General features: G+C 68.3%; 22 protein-coding genes and 1 tRNA gene. 11 read left to right on the forward strand and 12 right to left on the reverse strand.

Annotated features, from left to right (window positions below; all coding sequences use genetic code 11):
* Positions 1-56 precede the first annotated feature (56 nt).
* Both LCI23_RS14695 and LCI23_RS14700 read left to right on the forward strand, forming a co-directional pair.
* Positions 57-686 (forward strand): hypothetical protein, encoded by a 630-nt coding sequence (locus tag LCI23_RS14695; protein ID WP_224947196.1) that lies wholly within the window; start codon positions 57-59, stop codon positions 684-686.
* 248 nt (positions 687-934) lie between these two features.
* Positions 935-1,450 (forward strand): hypothetical protein, encoded by a 516-nt coding sequence (locus LCI23_RS14700; protein ID WP_224947197.1) that lies wholly within the window; start codon positions 935-937, stop codon positions 1,448-1,450.
* Positions 1,451-1,493: 43 nt separating this feature from the next.
* Here the strand turns inward: LCI23_RS14700 and LCI23_RS14705 are convergent, their stop codons facing one another.
* Positions 1,494-2,777, reverse strand: coding sequence for a hypothetical protein (locus LCI23_RS14705; RefSeq protein ID WP_224947198.1), 1,284 nt, complete (start codon positions 2,775-2,777; stop codon positions 1,494-1,496).
* A 201-nt stretch (positions 2,778-2,978) separates the two neighbouring features.
* Between LCI23_RS14705 and LCI23_RS14710 the strand changes: the two genes are divergently transcribed.
* The 3 genes from LCI23_RS14710 to LCI23_RS14720 all read left to right on the forward strand — a co-directional run bounded on the left by LCI23_RS14710 (position 2,979) and on the right by LCI23_RS14720 (position 4,983).
* Positions 2,979-3,054: transfer RNA gene (locus LCI23_RS14710), tRNA-Lys, on the forward strand.
* A gap of 67 nt (positions 3,055-3,121) precedes the next feature.
* Positions 3,122-3,724, forward strand: coding sequence for a YigZ family protein (locus tag LCI23_RS14715; protein WP_224947293.1), 603 nt, complete (start codon positions 3,122-3,124; stop codon positions 3,722-3,724).
* A 92-nt stretch (positions 3,725-3,816) separates the two neighbouring features.
* Positions 3,817-4,983: an MFS transporter gene (locus LCI23_RS14720; RefSeq protein WP_224947199.1), complete on the forward strand. Its 1,167-nt coding sequence runs from the start codon at positions 3,817-3,819 to the stop codon at positions 4,981-4,983.
* Here the strand turns inward: LCI23_RS14720 and LCI23_RS14725 are convergent.
* Positions 4,962-5,546 carry a cysteine hydrolase family protein gene (locus LCI23_RS14725; protein WP_224947200.1) on the reverse strand — a complete coding sequence of 195 codons (585 nt, stop codon included), beginning with the start codon at positions 5,544-5,546 and terminating at the stop codon, positions 4,962-4,964. The genes LCI23_RS14720 and LCI23_RS14725 overlap by 22 nt on opposite strands.
* Positions 5,547-5,635: 89 nt before the next feature.
* On the opposite strand from LCI23_RS14725, the gene LCI23_RS14730 reads away from it, so the two are divergent.
* Positions 5,636-6,568 (forward strand): LysR family transcriptional regulator, encoded by a 933-nt coding sequence (locus LCI23_RS14730; RefSeq protein WP_224947201.1) that lies wholly within the window; start codon positions 5,636-5,638, stop codon positions 6,566-6,568.
* 6 nt (positions 6,569-6,574) lie between these two features.
* On the opposite strand, the gene LCI23_RS14735 is transcribed toward LCI23_RS14730, so the two are convergent.
* The 7 genes from LCI23_RS14735 to LCI23_RS14765 form a co-directional block, all read right to left on the reverse strand.
* Positions 6,575-7,399: an HDOD domain-containing protein gene (locus LCI23_RS14735; protein ID WP_224947202.1), complete on the reverse strand. Its 825-nt coding sequence runs from the start codon at positions 7,397-7,399 to the stop codon at positions 6,575-6,577.
* A 121-nt stretch (positions 7,400-7,520) separates the two neighbouring features.
* Entirely contained in the window at positions 7,521-8,471 is a 951-nt protein-coding gene (locus tag LCI23_RS14740) for a BON domain-containing protein (RefSeq protein WP_224947203.1), read from the reverse strand.
* Between the two features lie 105 nt (positions 8,472-8,576).
* Entirely contained in the window at positions 8,577-9,269 is a 693-nt protein-coding gene (locus LCI23_RS14745; protein WP_224947204.1) for a hypothetical protein, read from the reverse strand.
* Positions 9,270-9,382: 113 nt separating this feature from the next.
* Positions 9,383-10,561, reverse strand: coding sequence for a methyl-accepting chemotaxis protein (locus LCI23_RS14750; RefSeq protein ID WP_224947205.1), 1,179 nt, complete (start codon positions 10,559-10,561; stop codon positions 9,383-9,385).
* 202 nt (positions 10,562-10,763) lie between these two features.
* Positions 10,764-12,497, reverse strand: a complete 1,734-nt coding sequence (locus LCI23_RS14755; protein WP_224947206.1) for a hypothetical protein — start codon at positions 12,495-12,497, stop codon at positions 10,764-10,766.
* Positions 12,498-12,557: 60 nt separating this feature from the next.
* Entirely contained in the window at positions 12,558-13,613 is a 1,056-nt protein-coding gene (locus LCI23_RS14760; RefSeq protein ID WP_224947207.1) for a hypothetical protein, read from the reverse strand.
* A 78-nt stretch (positions 13,614-13,691) separates the two neighbouring features.
* Positions 13,692-14,228: a TolC family protein gene (locus tag LCI23_RS14765; RefSeq protein ID WP_374041178.1), complete on the reverse strand. Its 537-nt coding sequence runs from the start codon at positions 14,226-14,228 to the stop codon at positions 13,692-13,694.
* Positions 14,229-14,561: 333 nt separating this feature from the next.
* Between LCI23_RS14765 and LCI23_RS14770 the strand changes: the two genes are divergently transcribed.
* Positions 14,562-14,747, forward strand: a complete 186-nt coding sequence (locus LCI23_RS14770) for a hypothetical protein (protein ID WP_224947208.1) — start codon at positions 14,562-14,564, stop codon at positions 14,745-14,747.
* A 101-nt stretch (positions 14,748-14,848) separates the two neighbouring features.
* On the opposite strand, the gene LCI23_RS14775 is transcribed toward LCI23_RS14770, so the two are convergent.
* Complete coding sequence (locus LCI23_RS14775) at positions 14,849-15,169, reverse strand: hypothetical protein (protein ID WP_224947209.1); 321 nt, start codon at positions 15,167-15,169, stop codon at positions 14,849-14,851.
* 224 nt (positions 15,170-15,393) lie between these two features.
* On the opposite strand from LCI23_RS14775, the gene LCI23_RS14780 reads away from it, so the two are divergent.
* From LCI23_RS14780 to LCI23_RS14795, 4 genes are read left to right on the forward strand one after another with little or no spacing between them, the layout of a single operon-like run.
* Positions 15,394-15,807 (forward strand): DUF2141 domain-containing protein, encoded by a 414-nt coding sequence (locus LCI23_RS14780; protein ID WP_224947210.1) that lies wholly within the window; start codon positions 15,394-15,396, stop codon positions 15,805-15,807.
* Positions 15,808-15,816: 9 nt separating this feature from the next.
* Positions 15,817-17,301, forward strand: a complete 1,485-nt coding sequence (locus tag LCI23_RS14785) for a carotenoid oxygenase family protein (protein ID WP_224947211.1) — start codon at positions 15,817-15,819, stop codon at positions 17,299-17,301.
* Complete coding sequence (locus LCI23_RS14790) at positions 17,298-18,476, forward strand: sensor histidine kinase (protein WP_224947212.1); 1,179 nt, start codon at positions 17,298-17,300, stop codon at positions 18,474-18,476. The genes LCI23_RS14785 and LCI23_RS14790 overlap by 4 nt, the downstream gene beginning before the upstream one ends.
* A gap of 20 nt (positions 18,477-18,496) precedes the next feature.
* On the forward strand, positions 18,497-19,225 hold the full coding sequence (locus tag LCI23_RS14795) for a LytTR family DNA-binding domain-containing protein (RefSeq protein WP_235584457.1): 729 nt from the start codon (positions 18,497-18,499) through the stop codon (positions 19,223-19,225).
* Positions 19,226-19,322: 97 nt separating this feature from the next.
* Here LCI23_RS14795 and lpdA read toward each other — a convergent pair whose 3' ends face one another.
* On the reverse strand, positions 19,323-21,167 hold the full coding sequence (gene lpdA / locus LCI23_RS14800) for a dihydrolipoyl dehydrogenase (protein WP_224947213.1): 1,845 nt from the start codon (positions 21,165-21,167) through the stop codon (positions 19,323-19,325).
* Between the two features lie 11 nt (positions 21,168-21,178).
* Positions 21,179-22,831: a dihydrolipoyllysine-residue acetyltransferase gene (gene aceF, locus LCI23_RS14805; RefSeq protein WP_224947214.1), complete on the reverse strand. Its 1,653-nt coding sequence runs from the start codon at positions 22,829-22,831 to the stop codon at positions 21,179-21,181.
* Between the last annotated feature and the right edge of the window lie 38 nt (positions 22,832-22,869).

Below are 22,869 nucleotides of genomic sequence, written 5' to 3' on the forward strand. Positions count from 1 at the left end.
GCCCAGGTCCTGCAGACGAGAACACATTCATTCAGCTAGCATTCAAGGAGAACAGCATGGGTAATCCTGTCGTACTGGCATCTGAAGCACGCAAGGTATGCAATTTGAGCGGCCTGGAGCAAAAGCGCCTGGAGGGCAAGCTACTGAAGCTGCAGGACCTGGAAGCGACACTCGATATCGCCTTGAAGGATGTTGCGCAAGCCGCCGACGATGAACAATTCTGGCGAAAAATGGAACTGTGCGCCAAGCTTGTCCAGGTTATATGCGACTTGACCATTGCCGGTCTCGAGGAAGCCGCAGAAAAGACTGGTGCTGGCCCTGCAGCAAAAACCGTGTCCATCCTGTACGACGTATCGAAGATCCTGGTCGATGCACTGAATGGCGGATTCACCGTCAAGAAAGGTGTCGTATTTAGCACCAACGCCAAGGTGGATGGCATCGCTGCAGCGCTCGAGGATGGCGGAGGCAATTCTGGGAAAGTCCTCAGCAGGATGAAGGTTTTAGCCAATCTGGTCGATGACCTGCACGATTACTGGTCCGAGCGAGGAACGGAACTGAGAAGCCCCAGCGGCCTAGTCGGCGCGCGTAATACGGCGCATCATCAGCTTCTGCGCATCAGGCAGGAAATCAGGGAGATTCGTGAATTGCTCTCCTGTTCGCCAGCACTTCATCAAATGCTTCACTGAGCGATAGCGAGGCTAGCACCCACCGTTCGTTTTTCTACGAAAGCATGAGTGAGGTGCTAGCCGTTAGCCCGCCCCGTCTAGACAATGCATCACATCGCAGCGCCACATGACTACGTGCGTGCAGCCGCATGCCCAATTGGCATGGGCCACTCCAGGCCAAGATATGACGCCGCCTCCTGCCAAGACGCCAAACGAACACACGGCCAGATAGAGTTAAAATAAAAACAATTATTCTTGTCAGGCTCATCGTGAAACTCATCCAGAACGTCTTCCTCCTCGGCTACATGCTGATCGTTGGCCTGTTCTTCATCTGCGGCGTGGGCCTGATCGTGCTCGCCGGGGCGGAGACCTGGGATGCGCTCAATCCCGGCACCGGGCTGGAAGTGCGCAAGCGCTTCGAACTGATCCTGGAATGCGTGGGTCTGCTGACGATCGCGGTGGCCTCGCTGGAACTGGGGCAGACCGTGCTGGAAGAAGAGGTGCAGCGCTCGGTCAACATCAGCTCGCCGACCCGGGTGCGGCGCTTCCTGTCGCGCTTCCTGATCGTGGTGGTGGTCTCGCTCTCGATCGAATGCCTGATCGGCGTCTTCCAGTTCATGCATGGCCGTCCGGAATACCTGCTGCACTCGGCCGCCATCGGCGTGGCCGCCGCCGCCATCCTGGCGACCTGGGGCCTGTTCGTGCGCATGAATGTCGAAGCGGAAAAGCTCGAGCCGCATTCCATGAGAGAAGTCGTTGCCGAGGACAAGGAAGTCGAGGGTTAAGCCTCGCTCCCCTGCCGCGGCCGATGTGCGCGCCTGCCCGAGCTCAGCGCCCGAACAGGCCACGCACCACCGAGTCGAGCACGCCTCTGGTCACCGACTCCTTCGCGGCTTCCTTCGCCGTCCCTGCTACCGAGCCAGGCGCCTGGCGCTGCTCAGGCTCGCCATCCTGGCCCGCCATCGCCGCCTGCATCGCCCCGTCCATGCCCGGCATCAGCGAGGCGACCGACTTCAGGCGCAGCTTCAGGTCCCATTGCGGTTCCCAGGCGATCTTCGGGTCCTGCGGCCGCGGTGGATAGGCCATGTTCAGTTCCTCGCCATACGCGATCACGCGCGACATCGACATCGCACTCACCGCTTCCTTCGGCGCCACGCATTCGGTGGCCGAGGCCGGCAGCAGTACTTTTTCCTTCTGCCACTTGGCAATCGAACCGTTGGGCTGGTAGTTCACCAGGCCCATGCCCATGTCCGGCAGCTCGCTCGAGCTCCAGTACACCATTTCCATCTCGCCGCCCTTGCTGGTGTCGCGCATGCCCATGGCCTGCACGAACCAGGCGCTGGCCTGCTGCATCGGCTTCCACCTGAACAGCACGCCGCCGCCGGCCTCGCTGCGGCTGGCCTCGACGGCAGGCATCAGGTCGTGCCGGGCGTCGATGTTGAACCTGAAGCCATCCACCACGCCGTCGCCGGCAAACGCATGCTCGCCGACCAGCGAGGCGCCGTCCGGCAGGCGCCGCGCATCGGTCTTGTTCGGCCAGGCGGGGCGGCCGGGCGCCGGTCCTGGCACGCGGGTGGTGGCGCTGCGGTTCTGGAAGAATTTGCCGAACCGCGAGGAATCCATGTTCGCCAGGTCGATCACCAGCGGCTGGCCCTTGCGCACCTCGGCGCCGCAGCCCCAGTACAGGTACATTTTCCCTTTCGGCATCTCGAATTTCACCGGTTGCGGCGTGTCGTCGGGAATGGGCTCGACCGGTCCCTGCTCGGGCGCCAGCAGGTTCAGCACCGGGCCCATCCTGGCGCCGGCCGGCACGCTCTGGGTCGCGGTCCTGAGCTTGCCGTTGTTGCGGGTCAGGAGCGTCACATCCATCCAGCGCCCCGGGCTCTGGGACTGGGTCATGCCGAAGCTGTTCTCGTTGTTCCTGGCGCCCGGCAGGCTCCCCATCATGCCGGCGGCGCCGGGCGGCATCGGCATCCCGCCAGAGAAGGTCGCGAGATCGATATAGGCCTGGCTGACAGGCGGCTTGACCTTCTGCGCCGGCGGCGCGGCCAGGGCGGAAGGCAGGATGAACAGGCCCGACACGGCAAGGGCGAGACGGCTTGGCGAGGACATGGAACCCCCTATCGGTATGGTCAGTGGATGCGGTACGGACTGGCTGTACGTCGAGCGGCCATTGTGCGGCGATGGCGCCGTCCATCCCATCCCCTTCGAAGGGGGGACTTGGCGCCGCAGGCGGGAATTGGCCGTATTGGAAACAATTGACACGAAGCACTTGGATATTCACGCAAACGCCGCTATAATGTCGGCTTCTTCGGGTCGTTAGCTCAGTTGGTAGAGCAGCGGACTTTTAATCCGTTGGTCGCTGGTTCGAGCCCAGCACGGCCTACCAAAGATTCAGCAAGGAAGGCGTCATGAGCGATCGTGACGCCTTTTTTGTTTTCCTTTCGCTCGGCGCCATGCCCTACACCCTCGCTGCTCCCGTCCAGTTCGAACTCGTCATCAAGAAGAGCCGCTTCCTCGCCTGCGTCCAGCCGATGCCGGACCGCGCCGGCGCCCAGCAGGTCGTGGCCAGCCTGCGCGCCGCCCACCCAGGCGCCGCCCACGTGTGCTGGGCCCTGCTGGCCGGTGGCCAGTCGGCGGCGGTCGACGACGGCGAACCGAGCGGCACCGCCGGGCGTCCGATGCTCGACGTGCTGCGCCACCAGGACCTGGAAGGCGTGCTGGCCACGGTGGTGCGCTACTTCGGCGGGGTCAAGCTGGGGGCGGGCGGCCTGGTGCGCGCGTATACCGACAGCGTGGCCCAGGCCCTGCTCCAGGCAAGCAAGGTGCCGATCATCAAGCGCCAGGAATTGTGCTGCACCGCCCCGTACGCGCTCGAAGGCCTGGTGCGGCGCGAACTCGAGGCGGCCGGCGCGCGCCTGCTCGCGGTCGCGCACGGCGACGATGTCCGCTTCGATTTCAGCCTGCCGGTCCAGGACGCGGGCGCGCTGCGCGCCCGCCTCGACGATGCCGGCCACGGGCGCATCGCCTGGCCGCGCATGGAGTCCGGCGCGCCATAGCGCAAGCCCATACCTGTCATCACCAGAGGAAAGCGGACTGCGCGCCGGCCAGGCGCTATAGTGCCGCTCCACCCGCCACTTCGCTTCCCACCTTGATCAAGAAGAGTCTCCTCCCCCTCGCCCTGGGCGGCTTCGGCATTGGCATGACCGAATTCGTCATCATGGGCATCCTGCCCGACGTCGCCGCCGGCCTGCACATCACGATCCCGCAGGCGGGCCACCTGATTACCGCCTATGCGCTGGGCGTCGTGGTCGGCGCGCCGACCCTGGTCAGCCTGCTCGCCCACCGTCCGCCACGCAGCGTACTGATGTGGTTCATGGCGCTGTTTACGCTGTTTAACGCGATGTCGGCCTTTGCGCCGAACTACGAAGTCATGCTGCTGTCGCGCTTCATGGCCGGGCTGCCGCATGGCGCCTTCTTCGGCGTCGGCGCGGTGGTGGCGCGCCAGCTGGCCGACGAAGGCAAGGTGGCGGCCGCGCTGGCCACCATGTTCACCGGCCTGACCCTGGCCAACGTGTTCGGGGTGCCGGCCGGCACCTGGCTCGGGCACAACCTGAGCTGGCGCGCGGTGTTCCTGGTGGTGGCCGCGATCGGCCTGCTGACCGTGTTCGCCCTGCGCCGACTGGTGCCGCCGATCGCGGCGAACGCGCGCACCAGCCTGCGCCAGGACCTGCGCATCTTCCGCAGCCGCGCACTGTGGCTGGCCCTGGCGATCACCTCGATCGGCACCGGCGGCTTCTTCGCCTTCTTCAGCTATATCGCGCCCTTGCTGACCGAGGTCACGCACCTCCAGCCTGCGCGCCTCCCGATGGTGATGACGGTGGTTGGCGTCGGCATGACGGTGGGCGTGCTGCTGGGCGGCAGGCTGGCGGACCGGGTACCGCCGCTGCAGGCGATCCTGCTCCTGCTGGCCGGCATGAGCACCCTGCTGCTGTGCAACGGCCTGTTCGCCGCATCGCAGCCGGCCATGCTGCTGCTGGCCTTCGCCACCGGGGCCAACGCGCTGGCACTGGGTCCGCCGATCCAGATGCTGTTGATCGAGCATTCGCGTGACGCCGAAATGCTGGGTTCCTCGCTGGGCCAGTCGGGCTTCAATATCGGCAACGCCCTGGGGGCCTTCCTCGGCGGGATCCCGCTGAGCCTTGGCTATTCGTCCGCGGCGCCGCAGTGGGTCGCGGCCGGACTCGCGCTGGCCGGCGTGGTACTGGCTGCGACGATGCTGGCGCAGGGCCGCGTTCAGGCGCGCGCCGCCGTGTGACACCCCATGCCTGCCAGCAGCTCCTGCGCGCCCAGCACGGTGGCGAATTCCCCATGCAGGCTGGCCAGGGCCGTGCCGTGCATCTGCTCGGCCGTGTAATGCCGGCCATCCGGACCGGTACGTTCGAAGGTCGCGGTGGCATCCGCCACGAAATACGTGTCGAAGCCGAGGTTGCCGGCCATCCGCGCCGTCGTCGACACGCAGTGGTCGGTGCTCAAGCCGACGATCACCAGGGTCCCGATGCCGGCCGCGCGCAGGCGCGCCTCCAGGTCGGTGCCGATGAAGGCACTGTTGACGCCCTTGACCACCACCGGCTCGCCTGCCAGCGGCTGCGCCTCGGGTTTGTGCTCGTAGCCCGGGGTCCCCGGACGGAACAGCCCGCTTGGTGACGCCGAGCGGTGCTGGATATGGAAGACCGGCCGGCCGGTCGCGCGCCAGGCCGCCAGCAGCGTGGCGATCTTGTGCTCGGCATCGGGGTTGTTGCGCCGGCCCCAGCTGGGGTCGTTGAAGGCCTGCTGCACGTCGATGCTGATCAGGGCTGCGTTCGAGGGTAATGGCTTCATTGATTGGTTTCACCGAGTGAGTCGAAGCGCCATCCTGCGCTCCTCGCCAGGAAGGCACAACCGAAATGGCGGATAATGGCCGGCTTGACATGAAGGATTTCGATGGCATGAAGCTGAACCAACTAAAGATGCTGGTTGCGGTGGCCGAGCACGGCAGTTTCAGCGCCGCCGCCGCGGAGCTGGGCTGTACGCAGTCGCGCATCAGCCATGCGATCGCCGGACTCGAAGGCGAACTGGGCGTCAGCCTGCTGGCACGCGGCCGCGACGGCGCGAGGCCGACCGAGGCTGGACAACGGGTGCTGGCCAAGGCGCGCCAGATGCTGCGCCTGGAAGCCGGGCTGCGCGAGGCGGCCCTACCCGGCGGCGGCGTCGATGGCGTCGTGCGCATCGCGTGTTTCCGCAGCGTCGGCACCCATCTGCTCCCCCACGTGGTGGAAGCGCTGGCGCAGACCCATCCGGGGCTGCGGGTGGACATCGACGACAGCTGCGAGCAGCGCGCCGACGTCACTGGCGCCCTGCAGGACGGGCTGGCCGAGATCGGCATTGCCCAGCTGCCGCTGGCGGGGCCGCTGGCCTCGCACCCTTACCTGCACGACGATTACGTGCTGGTGGTCCCCGGCAGCCTGCAGCTGCCGCCCGAGAGCAGCTCGGGCTGGCCCGCTTTCGGTACCCTTCCCTTCATCGGCCTGAGCTGCAGCGGCGCGGCGGACATCCTGGCGCGCTGCCGCGCGGCGGGCTTTGCTGCCGAACCGGGCCGCCTGCTGGCCAACGACACCAGCATTGCCGCCATGGTCGGCCGCGGCATGGGCTATTCGATCCTGCCGCGCCTGGCCACCTTCCCGGAGCCGGCCGATGTGAAAATCCTGCCCTTGCCGATTCCGGCGCGGCGCCAGTTCGCGATCGCGGCGCTGCCGGACCTGATGCGCACGCCCCGGGTGCGGGCCGTCGTGCGCGCACTGCGCGACCGGAAGCTGGCCGCCCTCACGCAGGCCAGCCGCGCCGGCATCGTCGGCTGGGAGTAGCAGGATTCAAACGAGCGCCGCGGCGCCCAGCGCCTGGGCGGTCTCGGCAGCCTCGCTGCGCAGGACCTGCAGCGTGGCTGCGTCCAGCAGGCCGGGCGCGGTGTCGTCCGGCCTGGCACCCGGGCCGCCCAGCGGCGAGTCGACCAGCGCGTAGCGGTTGGCCAGCAGCAGGGTGTCAAGCAAAGTGTGCGGCTCCGGGTTCAGGACGCCGTCGCGCAAGGCGCCAATGGCCTGCGCCACCGCTTCCGGGATCGCCAGCTTGCGCATGATCTCCAGGCTGGCCACGTCCTCCACCAGCATGCTCCAGTGCTCGGTATCGTCCTCGAGCAGGCCGGGAAACTCGTCGGCGCGCGACAGCAGGTAGAAGCCGCCGACCTCGTGCACGATGCCGGCGAACAGGGCGGTGTCGGGATCGGTTCGCGTGACGTGGCGCGCCAGCGCCTGCGCCAGCGCCGCCGCTTCGGCGCTATGGGTCCACAGCTGTTCGGCCTTGGCACGCAGCACCCGGTCGGCAATGCGATGGCCGAACTGGCGCACCATCAGCGCCGCCACCAGCCCGCGCAGGCGGCGGTAGCCGATGCGCAGCACGGCGGCGCGCACATTGGTGACCTGCATGCCGCCCTGGCCGAAGGCGGCCGTGTTGGCCAGCGCCACCGTGCGCGCGGCCAGCTGCGGCTCGGACAGCACCAGCCGGATCGCCTCGTCCACGTGGCAATCCGGATCGTCCAGGGCCAGCTGCAGGCGCAGCACGGCGTTCACGCTGGTGGGGAAACTGATCTCTCCCCGCGCGGCCTGGGCGGCAATGTAGCCGAAGGCTTCGAGTTTGTTCACCCGGGAATTATACCTGCGCAGGCGGACGGGCCCGCCCGCTGCGGCCGGGGCGGCGCGGGAGGCGTAAAAAAGCCCGCGCCAGGGCGCGGGCTGCCAGCGCTGCCTGCGCTGCAGGCAGGCCTTACTTGACCTTCAGCGTGTTCTTCACCTTGCTCACGCCTTCGACGCCCTTGGCTACCTTCTCGGCGCGTTCGGCTTCCGCCTTCGACTCGACGAAACCGCTCAGCATCACGACGCCCTTCTCGGTCTCGACCTTGATCGCCAGCGCGCTGGTATCCGGCTGCGCGGCCAGTCCGGCCTTGACCTTGGCGGTGATCGCGGTATCCGACATCGCGCCCGCGCTGCGGCTGCCGGCACGTTCGGTCTTGTCGACCGCGGTCGCGGCGGCGCCGCCGGCGGTCATCTCACGGGTCTTGTCGGCCACGCTGTGCGCCGCATTTTTCGTCTTGTCAACGACGGCCGCCGCGGCGTTGCGGGTCTTCTCGCCGGCGCGCTCCAGCGCGGTATCCGGCGCGTCCTTGTTCTCGACCAGGCAGGCGGTCTTGCTGCCCTTCTCCGCGCACTTCTCGACCGCGGCGGCCTTCACCGGATCCCTGGTGTCGGTGCTCGCGACCAGGCCGGCGCTGCCGGCCGCCGTGGCCGCGGTGGCGCCGCTGCCGCCGGTACGGCTGTCGGCGCCGCCGCGGAGCTCGGCCAGTGCCGCGGTACGCACCGACTTGGCATTGTTCATGCAGCTGTCCTTGGCGTCGCCCTTCATGACGTCGCACTTCTCTTCGGCCAGCTCGTATTCGGCCTCGGCCAGCTTGCGGCGCGCGGCGTCGCGCCGGGCCGCGGTGTTGTCGTGCTTGGTGACCGCATCGAGTTCCGCGCGGGCGCGGGCCACGTCGGCCTGCTCTTCGCAGATGTCTTCATCCTTGAGCGCGTCGCATTTCTGTTTGGCGGCCTTGTGGTCGGCCTCGATCTTCTGCATGGCCTTGCGGTAGCCGGCAGCATCGTTCTGGGCCGCGGCAGGGGCTGCGGCGATGGTGGCGCCGACGGCACTGGCCAGCAGGGTAGCGAGGAGCTTGTTCATGATTGGTCCCTTTGTTCAGTTGTTGTGATGGCGTCCATTAGACGCTTCACCGCCGCCGGCATCTGTGCGACACCGAACAATGTATGGACATGTTGCTAACAAGCCCTAGTCGGCGCGCAGCAGGCCTTCCCGCCACAGGCCGACCGCATCGTCGAAGGGAGCGGCGGCCGCGCCGAAGGCGGCGCCATCGCCTGCCAGGCGCACCCAGGCACGGGTATCGTGGCCGCTGCGCGGCACCGCCACCCGCTCGCGCACGCCGGACAGCCAGCGGTAGACGCGCGCATAGTCGTCCGGATTGCTGCGCCGGGTCCAGGCCAGGGCGGCCAGGTCGGCAAAACCTTCCTCGCGCCGCGTTTCACGCATCGCGCGCGATGCGGCCAGCAGCGCGGCATCGGCCGCACGCTCGTCGCCCACTTCGACGAAACCGGCCGGTAGCGCATGCCAGGCCCCGCGGGCGTAGCGCCAGCAATGCGCGATCTCGTGCGCCGCCATGGCTTCGATCAGCACGGCCTGCTCGGCTTCGGGAATCCCGGCCAACACGGTTTCGGCATCGGGATTGTTGCGCAGGGACATCACGAGCTTGCAGCGTCCCTGGTCGAAGCCCATCGCCAGCGGTACGTCGCCCGGACGCGGCCGGGGCTGCACGGTAATGTCGAGCGGCAGCTTGAGCTGCTGGGAATAGGCCAGCACCGGCCCGGCGGCGGCCAGCCAGCGCTGCTCGAGCGCGGTGAGCTCGGCGGCATGGAGCGCGGGAACGGAAAGCGCCAGGCCGAGGGCAAGCAGCAGGGGCTTGAACATGAGAGTTTCTCCAAGGACAGTGAAATGCCTATCGGCAATTCTAGCCCGCGCTGAAGCGAAATCGCCCTCGCCCTTGGGGAAAATATTTCTCCGTTTTTAGAACGGCAATCTTGTCAGTTCTGTCCGGCCGCGCGTGCGGCGGCGCTGGCGCCCTGCAGCGCCGGGGCGACCATGGCCACCAGGCGCTGCGCCTCGGCTTCCATGGCGGCGGCCGCGGTGGATGCCTGCAACAAGGCCGTGGTGCGCAATGCGGACTCGGTGGGCGGCTCCGGCTGGCCCGCCTCCTGTCCAATCGAGGAAGTCACCGCCGTCACGCGCGCCACGGCGTTCGCGATGGCCTGTAGCGCGCCCGCGTCTTCTATGTGCGCCACCGGGCTGCCGACCAGGTCGCGGATGTCCTTCACCACGGCGTTCGAGCGCAGCGCCAGCGCCTGCAGTTCCTGCACCACGGCCTTGCGGCCCTCATCGGGCTCGCCGGTGCGCAGCGCCTGCACGGCGGCGTCGAGCGCCAGGATGTTGGCGCGGAAGGCCAGGCCGTCGATCGCGCCGACGATGTCGTCGACCCGCTTGGGCGGAGCCGTCGCCGCGGGCGCTGCGGCGGCCGGCGCGGCGCCCGCGGGCGCGGATGGCAGGGGCAGCCGGCGCACCACGTACCAGGTTCCCATCACGGCCGCCGCCACCGCGCCCGCGCACAGCAGCACGATCCATTGGGCGAAGCCGGAGGCCAGCGTGCGCGCCGCTGCCATGTCGTCGTCCGCCAGTTTCTTTTCGAGTTCGATGAAGCGCGTCGTGCTGGCCAGCCAGTCGACATAGGCCGGTGCCACCTGCTGCGCCAGCAGGGCGGCGGCCTCGGGCAGCTGGCCGGCCGCGTGCAGCGCGATCACGCGTTCGACCAGCGGGCGGGTGCGCCTTTCCTGCTCCTTGATGGCGGCCAGCGCGTCGCGCTCTGCGGGCAGGATGCCGGGCAGTTCGTGGAACAGCGCGTCCAGCGGCGACGCCGCGCGCGCATAGGCGTCATCCAGGGTCTTGCTGCGCGCGATCGGGGCGGCGGCGGCCACGGGGTCCGCGGCGAGCACGATGTCGCGCACCGCGATCGCGCGGTCGCGCACGCTGCTGCGCATCTCGGCCGCGTAGCGCTGCTTGATGCCGCTGATCTCGTCGATGCGAAACAGCAGTTGCTCGATCTGCCCCGCGCGCCCCGCGGCCAGCACCGCCAGGGCAGTCATCAGGAGGAGCACGGCGCCGTAGCCGATGGCCAGCCGCGCGCCAGTGGAAAGGGGCTTCGTCGTCATGTTCTCGTCGTTGGAGGCCGGGGACCGCACGGGAGCGGCTCTCGATAATTTCCCCTAAGCAATGCATTGACTATAACATGCGTGCCGAGTGGACCGAGAGGGCTTTCCGCCCAAGTGGGGCAAAACGCGGGAACACTGTTGCGTCCATACCAATCGGCCTGGCGGCGGGGCGGGGCCGCCCTCCCCGCCCTCCCGGCCGAGCCTATTTGGCCAGCGCTTCCGCCGTCACGAAGCGCGGACGGATATCGTTCGGCACGCGCGAGCTCAGGCGGTCGAGCGCCTTCTGCACTTCCGGACGGATCACCACGTACTTCGCCATCATCGCCTTCGCGCGCGCATAGTCGCCGGTGGCCTCGATGGTCAGGAATTCGCGGTCCAGGTCGGCCACCGCCGCCTTGATCTTCTTGAAGTCCACCGAGAAGCTGCCGTCGCCATTGGCCACGAAGGCGCCCTTGTCGAGCAGGTAATTCATCTGGATCGCCATGCCGCGCGCGTGCGAAGAGGTCAGGCCGAAGTGCAGGGTGCGGAATGCCGAGGCCAGGAAGGTGTTGTACAGCTTGCGCTCGGCCTGCGCGCCCTGCCCCAGGGTGTCCTTCAGCAGGCCCTTGTCCATCATGTAGCCGAGCGCCCACAGGCCGGTGATGTCGGCCTTGGCTTCCTCGATGGTCGAGTAGGCGTCCTTCAGGTCCTGGCGCGGCGTGGAATCCTTGCCGTCCTTCTTCGTGTGGTGCGGGCCGAGGCCGTGCATGATCTCGTGCGCCAGGATGTGGGTGAAGAAGGAATCGAAGTCGAGGTCCTTCTGGTCCTGGGCTCGCAATACCAGCTTCGAGATCGGCATCAGGGTCGAGGCGAACTTGGCTTCCTGTACGTTCTTCAGCATCACCCGCTTGGAGCCGCGCTCGCGGATCACGCGCTCGTCGTTCGGCAGGTTGTAGGCGGCGGTCTGCACGCCCATGTTGCCGTCGCCGGCGCCAACTACCTGGTTGACCACCACCATCGGAGCGATCGCGCCGACCTTCGGGTTGCGGTACTGCTTGTCCAGCGGCAGGTTGTCTTCCAGCTCCTGCAGGTGCTTGCCGAAGAAGGCCAGCTTCTGCGTTTCCTTCTGGTCGCGGATGCTGACATAGGCCTCGAACGCGGCCTTGTAGCCGAATAGTTCGTCGTTATAGGTCTCGTACGGTCCGATGGTGACGTCGACCGGCGAATCCAGGTCCATCCAGGCGAAGTCCGAGGCCAGGTAGTCGTTCGACAGGAAGGCGTCGGCGCGCAGGCCCAGGAATTTCTTGAGCGAGGCATTGTCGGTGGCGGCCGCGGCTTCGCGCAGCAGGCTGGCCAGCCGTTCCAGGTCCGCCCGGTATTCGTCCGAATACTTCACGGTGCGGAACTTGCCGTCCGGGCCACTGCGGATCACCGTGAAGAACCATTGGGCATCGGCTTTCTGCGCGGCCGGCAGGCCGTTCATCCAGCTTTCCAGCGCTTCCTTGCTCGCGTTCTCGGGATAGAAATTGGCGCCCAGCGGCTTCTTGGCCGGGATCCGGATGCCGGCATATTCGGCCGGCATGAAGGAGCGGTTGTCGTCCAGGCCCGACCACGGGCCCTTGTTCAGCCAGAACGCGTCCTGGCGCGCGCGGCCGAGCGCCGAGCCGTCCTTGCGCAGCGCGGCCCACAGGGCTTCGTTGCCGGACCAGCGCTGGCGCAGCTGCAGGGTGTCGATGATCTTCGCCGCTTCGATCAGCTTGGCCATGGCGGCGCGGTCGCCTTTCGACAGCGCCGACAGGTCGGCCTTCAGCTCGACCGGTGCGAAGCGCTTGCCCATGGCTTGCAGCTGGGCTGCGCTGGCGGCACCGGCGGCACCGGCGGCATCGGCGGCAAGGGCAGGGGCACTGGCGGCGCCGATCGCGGCGGCCAGGACGAGGGGGGCGAACAGCTTGTTCATGGTGTCTCCTGTCAGGTTATTGTTGGGGCGATTCCGATCCGATCCTGCTTCCATCCGCGTTCACTGCCGGGATGCCGGGCGGTCGAGCGCCGGTCCCGCGTACTTCATCAAGAGGCCCTTCGGGCCGACCGCCCAGCCCTGGGCCGGGCCGGAAAAGCCGACCGTGTTCAGCGGCGTACGGTCGAATTCGGTCCAGCTGCGGCCGGCGTCCAGCGAGTAGCCCGATCCGGCCAGCCCGGCGGCCACCAGCGCGCGCGGCGCGCCCGGCACCGGCACCACCACCGACAGGTAGCCGGCGGGAGCCACCTGCACCGGCATCCAGCTGGCGCCGCCGTCGATGGTATATGCGCCATTGGTACCGGCCAGGCGGGTTTCCTTGTAGTCGCCGCCGGCGGCGAAGCCTTCCTTCTGATTCAGGAAGGCGACCGAGAAGACGCCGCGCGCCGCGGCGCCGGCCGGAACCGGAGTGGAGGATGCGCGCCAGGTCTGGCCGCGGTCACGCGAGTGGAACACGCGCGCGCTGCCGCCGCCGCCGGTGGCGATCCAGGCGTCGTGGGTGCCGGCCACGGTGAGGCAGGTGCCGCTGGCGGCGAAGGCGCCCTCGCCCGGCATCGCCTCGAGGCCCTTGCCGTCGGCCTGCCGCCACGAGCGGCCGCCATCCCTGGTCGTATACACCTGGAAGCTGCCCTTGACCGGGTCGCCGAACAGGATGCCGTGGTCCTTGTCCCAGAACGCCATCGCGTCCCAGAAGCCCTCGGCCACGGCATTGGTGGCGACCAGGCGCCAGCTGGCGCCGCCGTCCTCGGTACGGTACACGCGCGAGGCCGCGCCCGGCCCCGCGCCCATCGCCACGGCGGTGTCGGCATCGAAGGCCTGGATGTCGCGCAGGTCGATCGCTTCGGCGTCGGGAATGCGCATGGCTTGCCAGGCCTGGCCGTCCACGGTGCGCAGCACGGTGCCCTTGGTGCCGCTGGCCCAGGCTACGCTGGCGCTGACCACGGACAGGCCGCGCAGCTCGGCCCCGGTGGGGCTGGGAACCGTTTGCCAGGACTGGGCCAGGGCCCCGCTGGACGTGAACAGGGCGGCGATGAACAGGGCGGGTGCGCGCAAGAGCATGGTGATCCTAGACGGTTGGATGATCACGCATTGTAGCCGCATGGATGGCCGCCCCGCCTGCCCGGCGGGCAGCCTGGCCTACGGTGCCTTGGCGACCGTGGCCAGCGCTGCGCGCTGGGTCCAGCCGCCGCCCAGTGCGCGTGCGACCGCCACGCTGGCCAGCAGGCGCTGGGTGCGGATCTGGCTGGCCGTGCGGTCGGCCGCGAGCGAGCTGCGCTGGGCCTCGGTCACGTCCAGGTAGGTGGACAGGCCGCGCTCGTAGCGCGCCTGCGACAGCGCCAGGTTGGCGCGATTGCGGCCGCCGTCGAATACCGGCAGCGACAGCGCCAGCGGCCCGAAGGAGAACTGGCGCGCGCCGCCGCTGGCCAGGTCGCGCAGGTGTTCGGAGGCGAAGCCGAAGTTCGAGGTCAGCGTCAGCGAAGGATAGAAGGCGCCCTCGGCCACGCCGACCTGGGCGTTGGCCGCGCGCAGCTGGGCGACGCTGGCCGCCAGGTCGGGACGCTGGCCGAGCAGGCTGGCCGGCAGGCCGACCGGGATGGCCGGCGGCAGCGGCAGCGCGGCCGCGGCGGCGCCCTGCGCGGCCGGCAGCAGCGGCCGGCTGGGCGATGCCCCCACCAGCTATTTTGCCCGGCCCGAGGTACGCGCCCAGTTGCGCCCCGGCCTGCCGCGGGCCCAGCTGCCGTCCTGCCTGATCGCGTGCATCCATGGCGACCCGGTGCTGCGCTTCCTGTTTCCGGGCAGCGAACCGGCGCCGGAAGAAGCGCGCCGTTTGCTTGCCGAAAGGCTAGAACTCTTTTACCGCAGCATATTTTGACCATATGGTCAAAACAGGGTCTGTGCGTCATCGCACCGACCTGGAGCGGGCAGGCGTGATAGCCTGACACCCTTAACACAGGAGGATGTCATGGACAAAAAAACGACAGCGGCTGTTGGCCGCGAGGAGGCGGCATGAGCAAGTCTTCCCGATACGAATGGCGCGACCAGCAAGCCGCGCTGCAGGAGCGCATGAAGGGCTTCCTGAAGAATCCCGACAACGAGCAGCTCGAGGCTGTCGTTGCGGAGATGCGCGCCTATGCGGCCGCGGCCAAGGCGGGCACGATCGATATTCCGGAGCGCTTCATCGCCTTCACCTGAGACCATGCGAGGACCGCCACGGCGGTCCGGACAAAGCACGCCGCTCCGCGCAAGCCGGGCGGCGTTTTGTTGTCGCGGCCTCGCGTGGCCGGGGCGGGACTTCAGCCGGCGACGGCCGCGGCCGGATCGCCCTGGGGCGCGAGCTCGAAATCGAACAGCCTGGTCAGGCAATAGACCTTGCGCGGCGCCCGGTGGCGCTCGTGGATCTCGCGGGTCATCACTTCGACCCGGCGCGGCTGCAGGGCGACCTGGCGCGGATCGATGGCCTGCGCCGCACCCTCGGTGAAGCGGGCCGCCAGCTGCTGTGAAATCGTGCCATGCACGATGGCCGGCTCGCCCTGGACCGTGGTCTTCAGTTCGAAACAGCGGGTTTCGGGCAGCACGAACACCGTGCCGACATATTCATTGCCATATTCGTACATGACATCCTCCCTGTCGTTCCTGCGACCGGCGGCAAGGTGGGCTTGCCGCCACGCCCCCATCATAGCAAGTCGACGCACGACGCCGCGCCGGCACGATTGAAGCGACGCTTCGCGCCGTACCACTGCCACTGGCGCCGCCTGCGCGCGGCTTCGTCGCAAGCGCGGCCGCCGCGTCCGCAGGCTTGCCAGAATGCTCTCCATCGACCATCCACTGGAGACCTGCCATGCCCTTGTTCCGCCACGCCATCCTCCTCGCCGGCCTTGCCTGTAGCGGCGCCAGCGCCGCCGACCTGAACCTGCGTGTCCAGGACGTTCCTTCGGCCCAGGGCCGGATCCTGGTCGCCGTCTACGATTCCGCCGGCAGCTTCCTGAAACGCCCGGCCAGGGCGGTCCAGGTCCCCGCCACTGCCGGCAGCCTGGACGTCGTCATCAAGGACTTGCCGCCCGGCGAATACGGCATTGCCCTGTTCCACGACGCCAACGGCAACGGCAAGATGGACATGAATGCGATGGGCATTCCCGCCGAGGACCACGCGTTCAGCAACAATGCGCTCGGCAACATGGGGCCGCCCAGCTTCGAGCAGGTGAAATTCGCCCTGCCGGCCGCTGGCGCCAGCACCACCATCAGCCTGCGCTGAGGCGCGGCCATGGACCGCCGCCGCTTCCTCGGGGCCGGCCTGGGGGCCGGTGCGCTCACGCTGGCCGGCGCCGCACGCGCCGACCAGGCCACCCGCGAGCGCTTCCACGCCGCCCTGGTGCGCGATCGCGCGCTCGGCGTGTACGCCGATACCACCGGCAGCCAGGCCGGCGCGGCCGTCCTCAGCGGCCGCCTGCCGCCCGACCTGCAGGGCAGCTTCTACCGCAACGGCCCGGGCCGCTTCGAGCTGGGCGGCGAGCGCTATCACCACTGGTTCGACGGCGACGGTTTCGCCCAGCGCTGGACCATCGCCGGTGGCAAGGTGCGGCACCAGGGCCGCTTCGTCGCGACGCGCCGCCATACCGACGAGTCGCAGGCCGGCCAGTTCCTCTACCCTTCCTTCGGCACCCATGTGGCGCGCCGGGGCTTCCGGGACAACGACACCCTCAATGCCGCCAACACCAACCTGCTGCCCTTCCATGGCCGCCTGTATGCGCTGTGGGAAGGCGGTTCGGCGCACGAGCTCGATCCGGAGACCCTCGCCACGCTGGGCGTCAAGACCTGGCGCGACGACCTGCGCGCCATGCCCTTCTCGGCCCACCCGAAAGCCGACCCGCAGGGCGGGATGTGGAATTTCGGCGCCCTGCCCGGCGCCAGCCGGATCGCGCTGTACCAGATCGGCGCCGCGGGCCAGGTGCTGCGCACGGCCCTGGTCCCGATCGCGCGCCTGGCCATGGTGCATGACTTCGCGGTCAGCGCGAAGCACCTGATCTTCATGGTCCCGCCCTACGACCTGGTCGCCGGCGAGGGCAAGAGCTTCCTCGAGCGCCATGCCTGGGCCGGCAGCGGGCCGGATGCGCGGCCGCTGCGCATCGTGGTCGTGGCCAAGGACACGCTGGCGGTGCGCCAGGAATTCCAACTTCCGCCGGACATGGTGTTCCACTTCGGGAATGCCTGGGAAGACGGCGACTGCACCCGCTTCGACGTCGTGCTGCACCATGGCGACGTGCTGGCCGAGCTGGGCGGCCTGATGGCCGGCCGGCGCCCCTCCACATTACAGGGGCGTAGCGAAACGGTGCAGGTCTGCCTCGACTACGCCAGCGGCAGGGCCAGTACGGCCCGCCTGTTCGGCGCTGGCGAATTTCCGCGCGTGATGCCGCAGGTCGTGTCCCGCCGCCACCGCCGCCTGGCCCTGCTCGGTGCCGGTAGCGGCGCCGTGCTCTCGAGCGTGAACCTGGTGGACACCGACAGCGGCAAGGTCGACGGCCATGACTTCGGCGCGGGCTGGCAGGTGGAGGAACACGTCCTGGTACCGCGCCGCCATGCGCGCTCGGAAACCGACGGCTACCTGGTCGGCGTCGCCCAGGACTTGCGCAAGGGCGTGGGCGTGATGACGGTGTTCGATGCTGCGCGCGTCGCGGACGGTCCGGTGGTGCTGGCAAGACTGCCTTATCGCACACCGCACTGCTTTCATGGTAATTTCTTACCAGCATGACTATCGCACCCTCCTCCGCCCCATCCGGCAAGCCGCTCTACGAGCGCAACCATCCGCTGGAACTGATCCCGCTGTTCCGGCGCTGGCCGCCCTCGCTGGCACGCAACCTGTTCTACACGGCGATCTGGAGCAGCCTGCTGGCGCTGGCGCTGGTGGTGCTGCAGATTCTGTTCGGACGCAATCTTCCCTTCCTGCGCCTGTTGGGTGCCACCCTGGTCATCAGCAACCTGATCGGCTTCATGGTCCATGGGGCGCTGCACCTGATCGAGCGCACCTTGCCACGCGAGAACATCCGCCTGTTCCGCGCGGCCCAGGTGCTGGCGATCACCGCCGCCAGCGTGATCGGCATCCCCTTCGGCAATGCGCTGGTGGTCGGGCACATGCCGCTACGCTTCTACCAGTACAGCGGCACCCTCGTGTTCCTGCTCCTGTTCGGCCTGATGACCGCCGGGCTGATGGTGATGGTGCTGGCGGCCGGCGAACGCCGCATGCGGCGCGAGGCGGAAAGCGCGCGCCAGCAGGAGCAGATTGCCGCCGCTGGCCGGCTGGTGGCGGAAGCGCGCCTGCGCGCGCTGCAGGCCCAGATCGAGCCGCACTTCCTGTACAACACGCTGGCCAACGTGGTCAGCCTGATCGACAGCCAGCCGGCCAAGGCGCGCCGCATGCTGGAACGCTTCATCGACTACCTGCGCGCCAGCCTGGCCGCCAGCCGCGCCGAGCACGCAAGCGTCGGCGGCGAACTGGACCTGGCCAGCGCCTACCTCGACGTGCTCGGCGTGCGCCTGGAAGGCCGCCTGCGCTGGCGCTTCGAACTGGCGCCCGCGCTCAGCGCCCTGCCGCTGCCGCCGATGCTGCTGCAGCCGCTGGTCGAGAACGCGATCATGCACGGCATCGAGCCGAAGCTGGACGGCGGCGAGATCGTGGTGCGGGCGCGGGTCGACGACGGCATGCTGTGCATCGAAGTGGCCGATACCGGCCTCGGCCTGCGCACCGGCGCGGACGCGGCGGCGGCGCGCCCCGGCGGCGGCGTCGGCCTGTCCAACCTGCGCGAGCGCCTGCGCCAGCTGTACGGCGGCGCGGCCCGCATGCAGCTCATCGAAAACCCGGCGGGCGGCGTCACTTCGCGCCTGCTGCTTCCTCTCCAGGTGCCATCATCGACCGTCCCCACGCCCTGATCGCAGACGACGAGCCGCACCTGCTCGACTACCTGCAAACCCAGCTCGCCGCCGCCTGGCCCGCATTGCGCGTCACCCGCGCCGCCAACGGCATCCAGGCGCTGGCGCTGATCGATGAACTGGCGCCGCAGGTGGTCTTCCTCGACATCCAGATGCCGGGCCTGAACGGCATCGAGCTGGCGGCGCGCCTGTGCCAGGGTGCGCGCCCCCCGCGGGTGGTGTTTACCACCGCCTACGAGCACTACACGCTGCAGGCCTTCGAGCACGCGGCCTTCGACTACCTGCTCAAGCCGATCGGCCTGGAACGGCTCGGGCGCACCGTCGCGCGGCTGAAGGAGGCCTTGGCCGCGCCTGCCCCGGCGGCGACGCCGGATGCATTGGCGGCCCTGCTTCGCCAGCTCGGCGTGGCCACGCCGGCGCCCGCTCCCCTGCAGTGGATCCGGGCCGCCAGGGGACAGGAGACGCGGCTGGTGGCGATCGACGAAGTGATCTATTTCCAGAGCAATGACAAGTACACCAGCGTCTACCTGGCGGACGGCGAATGCCTGATCCGCACGCCGCTGAGCAGGCTGAAGGAACAGCTCGATGCACAGCAGTTCTGGCAGATCCACCGCGGCGTGATCGTGGCGGCCCGGCACGTGGCCGGCACCCGCACCGACTTCCGGGGGCGCCTGCACGTGCGGCTCAAGGGACGCGACGAGCAGCTGGTGGTAAGCCGCAACTATGTCGATCTGTTCAAGCAGATGTAGCGTCCTGCAGCAGCGTCCCGCTTCGGGACGGACGGCCGCCAGCCGAAAAAAAAAGCGGAACCGCAAGGTTCCGCTTTCGCTGTGCGCTAAGCCGCGCTCACTTCTTGCGCGCCGGCGGCAGGTCGGTGCAGACGCCCTTGTAGGCTTCCGCCGCCATGCCGATCGACTCGCCCAGGGTCGGGTGCGGGTGGATGGTCTTGCCGATGTCCACGCCGTCCGCGCCCATCTCGATGGCCAGCGCCACTTCGCCGATCATGTCGCCGGCATTGGTGCCGACGATGGTGCCGCCGATGATGCGCTTGGTTTCCTTGTCGAACAGCAGCTTGGTGAAGCCCTCGTCGCGGCCGTTGGCGACCGCGCGGCCGCTGGCGTTCCACGGGAAGTGGCCCTTCTCTACGGCGATGCCCTTCTGCCTGGCTTCGTCCTCGGTCAGGCCGACCCACGCGACTTCCGGATCGGTGTAGGCCACCGACGGGATCACCTTGGCATCGAAATACGCCTTCTCGCCGTGCGCCGCTTCGGCCGCCACGTGCGCCTCGTGCACCGCCTTGTGCGCCAGCATCGGCTGGCCCACCAGGTCGCCGATGGCGAAGATGTGCGGCACGTTGGTGCGCATCTGGCCGTCCACGCCGATGAAGCCGCGGTCGCTCACGACGACGCCCGCTTTTTCAGCAGCGATCTTCTTGCCGTTCGGGCTGCGGCCGACGGCCACCAGCACCAGGTCGTACAGCTGCGGTTCCGGTGCGGTGGCGCCCGCTTCCGCCGCTTCGAACGTGACCTTGATCCCTTCCGGCAGCGCTTCCACGCCGACGGTCCTGGTCTTCAACATGATGTTGTCGAAGCGGTGCGCGTTGTACTTCTGCCAGACCTTGACGGCCTCGCGGTCGGCGCCCTGCATCAGGCCGTCCATCATCTCGACCACGTCGATGCGCGCACCCAGGGTCGAGTACACGGTCGCCATTTCCAGGCCGATGATGCCGCCGCCGATCACCAGCATGCGCTTGGGCACCTGGCGCAGTTCCAGCGCGCCGGTGGAGTCGACGATGCGCGGGTCTTCCGGCACGAAGGGCAGCTTCACCACCGAGGAACCGGCGGCGATGATCGCCTTGGCGAACTTGACGACCTTCTTCGAACCGTCCGCTGCGGTGACCTCGATGTGGTTCGGGGAAAGAAAACTGCCCACGCCCTGCACCACGTTGACCTTGCGCGCCTTGGCCATGAAGTTCAGGCCGCCGGTCATTTTCTTGATCACGCCATCCTTGTAGGCGCGCAGCTTGTCGATGTCGACGTCGGGCCTGGCGAAGGAGACGCCCAGGTCGGCCATGTGCGCGGTCTCGTCCATGATGTGCGCCACGTGCAGCAGCGCCTTGGACGGGATGCAGCCCACGTTCAGGCACACGCCGCCCAGGGTCGCGTACTTCTCGACCAGCACCGTGTTCATGCCGAGGTCCGCCGCGCGGAAGGCGGCCGAGTAGCCGCCAGGGCCGGCGCCCAGCACCATCATGTCGCATTCGATGTCGACCGGGCCGCTGTAGCTGGCCGCGCCAGGGGCCGGGGCGGCGCCTGGCGTGGCGGCCGGCGCCGGGTGGGCCGGTGCATACGAGTCGGTCGGTGCCGCGGCAGCGGTCGGCGCCACGGCCTGCGCGCCGATCTGGGCCGCAGGCTTGGCGTCGGCGCTTGGTGCCGCCGGTGCCGCGGCGGCGCCCGATTCCTCGACCATCAGCAACAGCGAACCTTCGTTCACCTTGTCGCCGACCTTCACCTGGATGTCCTTGACCACGCCGGCGTGCGTCGACGGGATCTCCATGCTGGCCTTGTCCGATTCGACGGTGACCAGCGACTGGTCGACCTTGATGGTGTCGCCCGGCTTCACCAGCAGCTCGATGACTTCGACGTCCTTGAAGTCGCCGATGTTCGGAACCTTCACTTCAACAGTGCTCATACGGTGGCTCCTTACAGAAGGGTCTTGCGCAGGTCGGCCAGGACGTCGGCCAGGTAGGCGGCGAAGCGCGCCGCGCCGGCGCCATCGATCACGCGGTGGTCGTAGGACAGCGACAGCGGCAGCATCAGGCGCGGCTGGAAGGCGGCGCCGTCCCACACCGGCTTCATCGCCGACTTCGACAGGCCCAGGATCGCCACTTCCGGCGCATTGATGATCGGCGTGAACGCCGTGCCACCGATGCCACCCAGCGACGAGATGGTAAACGTCGCGCCCTGCATCGCGCTCGGCGACAGCTTGCCGTCGCGCGCTTGCGCCGAGAGCTCTCCCATTTCGACGGCGATCTGAGAGATCGTCTTCTTGTCCGCATCCTTCACGACCGGCACCACCAGGCCGTTCGGGGTGTCGGCCGCGAAGCCGATGTTGTAGTACTGCTTCAGGATCAGGCTGGCGCCGTCTTCCGACAACGACGCATTAAATTGCGGGAACTTCTTCAGCGCGGCAACGGATGCCTTGATGACGAAGGCCAGCATGGTCAGCTTGACGGTCGACTTCTGCTTGGCCAGCGCGGCGTTCGAATCGACGCGGAACTGCTCCAGGTCGGTGACGTCGGCATCCTCGAAGTGGGTCACGTGCGGAATCATGACCCAGTTGCGGTGCAGGTTCGGGCCGGAGATCTTCTTGATGCGCGGCAGGGCCACGGTCTCGGTCGGGCCGAACTTCGAGAAGTCCAGCGACGGCCAGGCCAGCACTTGCATGCCGCCCCCCGCGCCGCCGGCTGGCGCAGGCGCGCTCGCTGCCGGACCGGCGGCCATCACGCCCTTGACGAAGTTCTGCACGTCCAGCTGGGTGATGCGCCCTTTCGGACCGGTGCCCGGCACGCGGCCGAGGTCCACGCCCAGTTCGCGCGCGAACTTGCGGATCGACGGCGAAGCGTGGGCCTTCGCACCGGTGGCGCCCTGGGCCGGCGCCGGCGCTGCGGCCGGGGCAGCCGCCGCCGGTGCCGGTGCCGGTGCCGGTGCCGACGATGCGGCCGACGCGGCTACGGCAGGCGCTGCGGGAGCGGACGCGCCGCCGGTCGACTCGACCAGCAGCACCAGCGACCCCTTGGCGACCTTGTCGCCGACCTTCACCTTGACTTCCTTGACGGTGCCGGCGTGGCTGGATGGAATTTCCATGCTCGCCTTGTCCGATTCGACCGTGATCAGCGACTGGTCGACCTTGACCTGGTCGCCCGGCTTGACCAGCAGTTCGATGACTTCGACTTCCTTGAAGTCGCCGATGTCGGGCACGGTGACTTCGACGATGGCGGCGGCGGCGCCAGCCGGTGCGGCGGCAGCGGCGGCAGGGGCGGCGGCAGGGGTGGGAGCGGCTTCGGCGGCCGGCGCGGCGGCCGCAGGGGCAGCAGCAGCCGGTGCAGCCGCATCGCCCGCCGCTTCCAGCAGCAGCACGAGCGAACCTTCGGCCACCTTGTCGCCGACCTTCACCTTGATTTCTTTGACGACACCGGCGTGGCTCGACGGGATTTCCATGCTCGCCTTGTCCGACTCGACGGTCACCAGCGACTGGTCGACCTTGATCGTGTCGCCCGGCTTGACCAGCAGCTCGATGACTTCGACTTCCTTGAAGTCGCCGATGTCGGGGACTTTGACTTCCACAATGCTCATAGTGTTAGCTCCGTTTTTTCTTTTGAGTTAGCGCTTAA

The organism is Massilia sp. MS-15 (genome assembly GCF_020176695.1).
In the GTDB taxonomy this organism is placed as follows: domain Bacteria; phylum Pseudomonadota; class Gammaproteobacteria; order Burkholderiales; family Burkholderiaceae_D; genus Telluria; species Telluria hydrophila.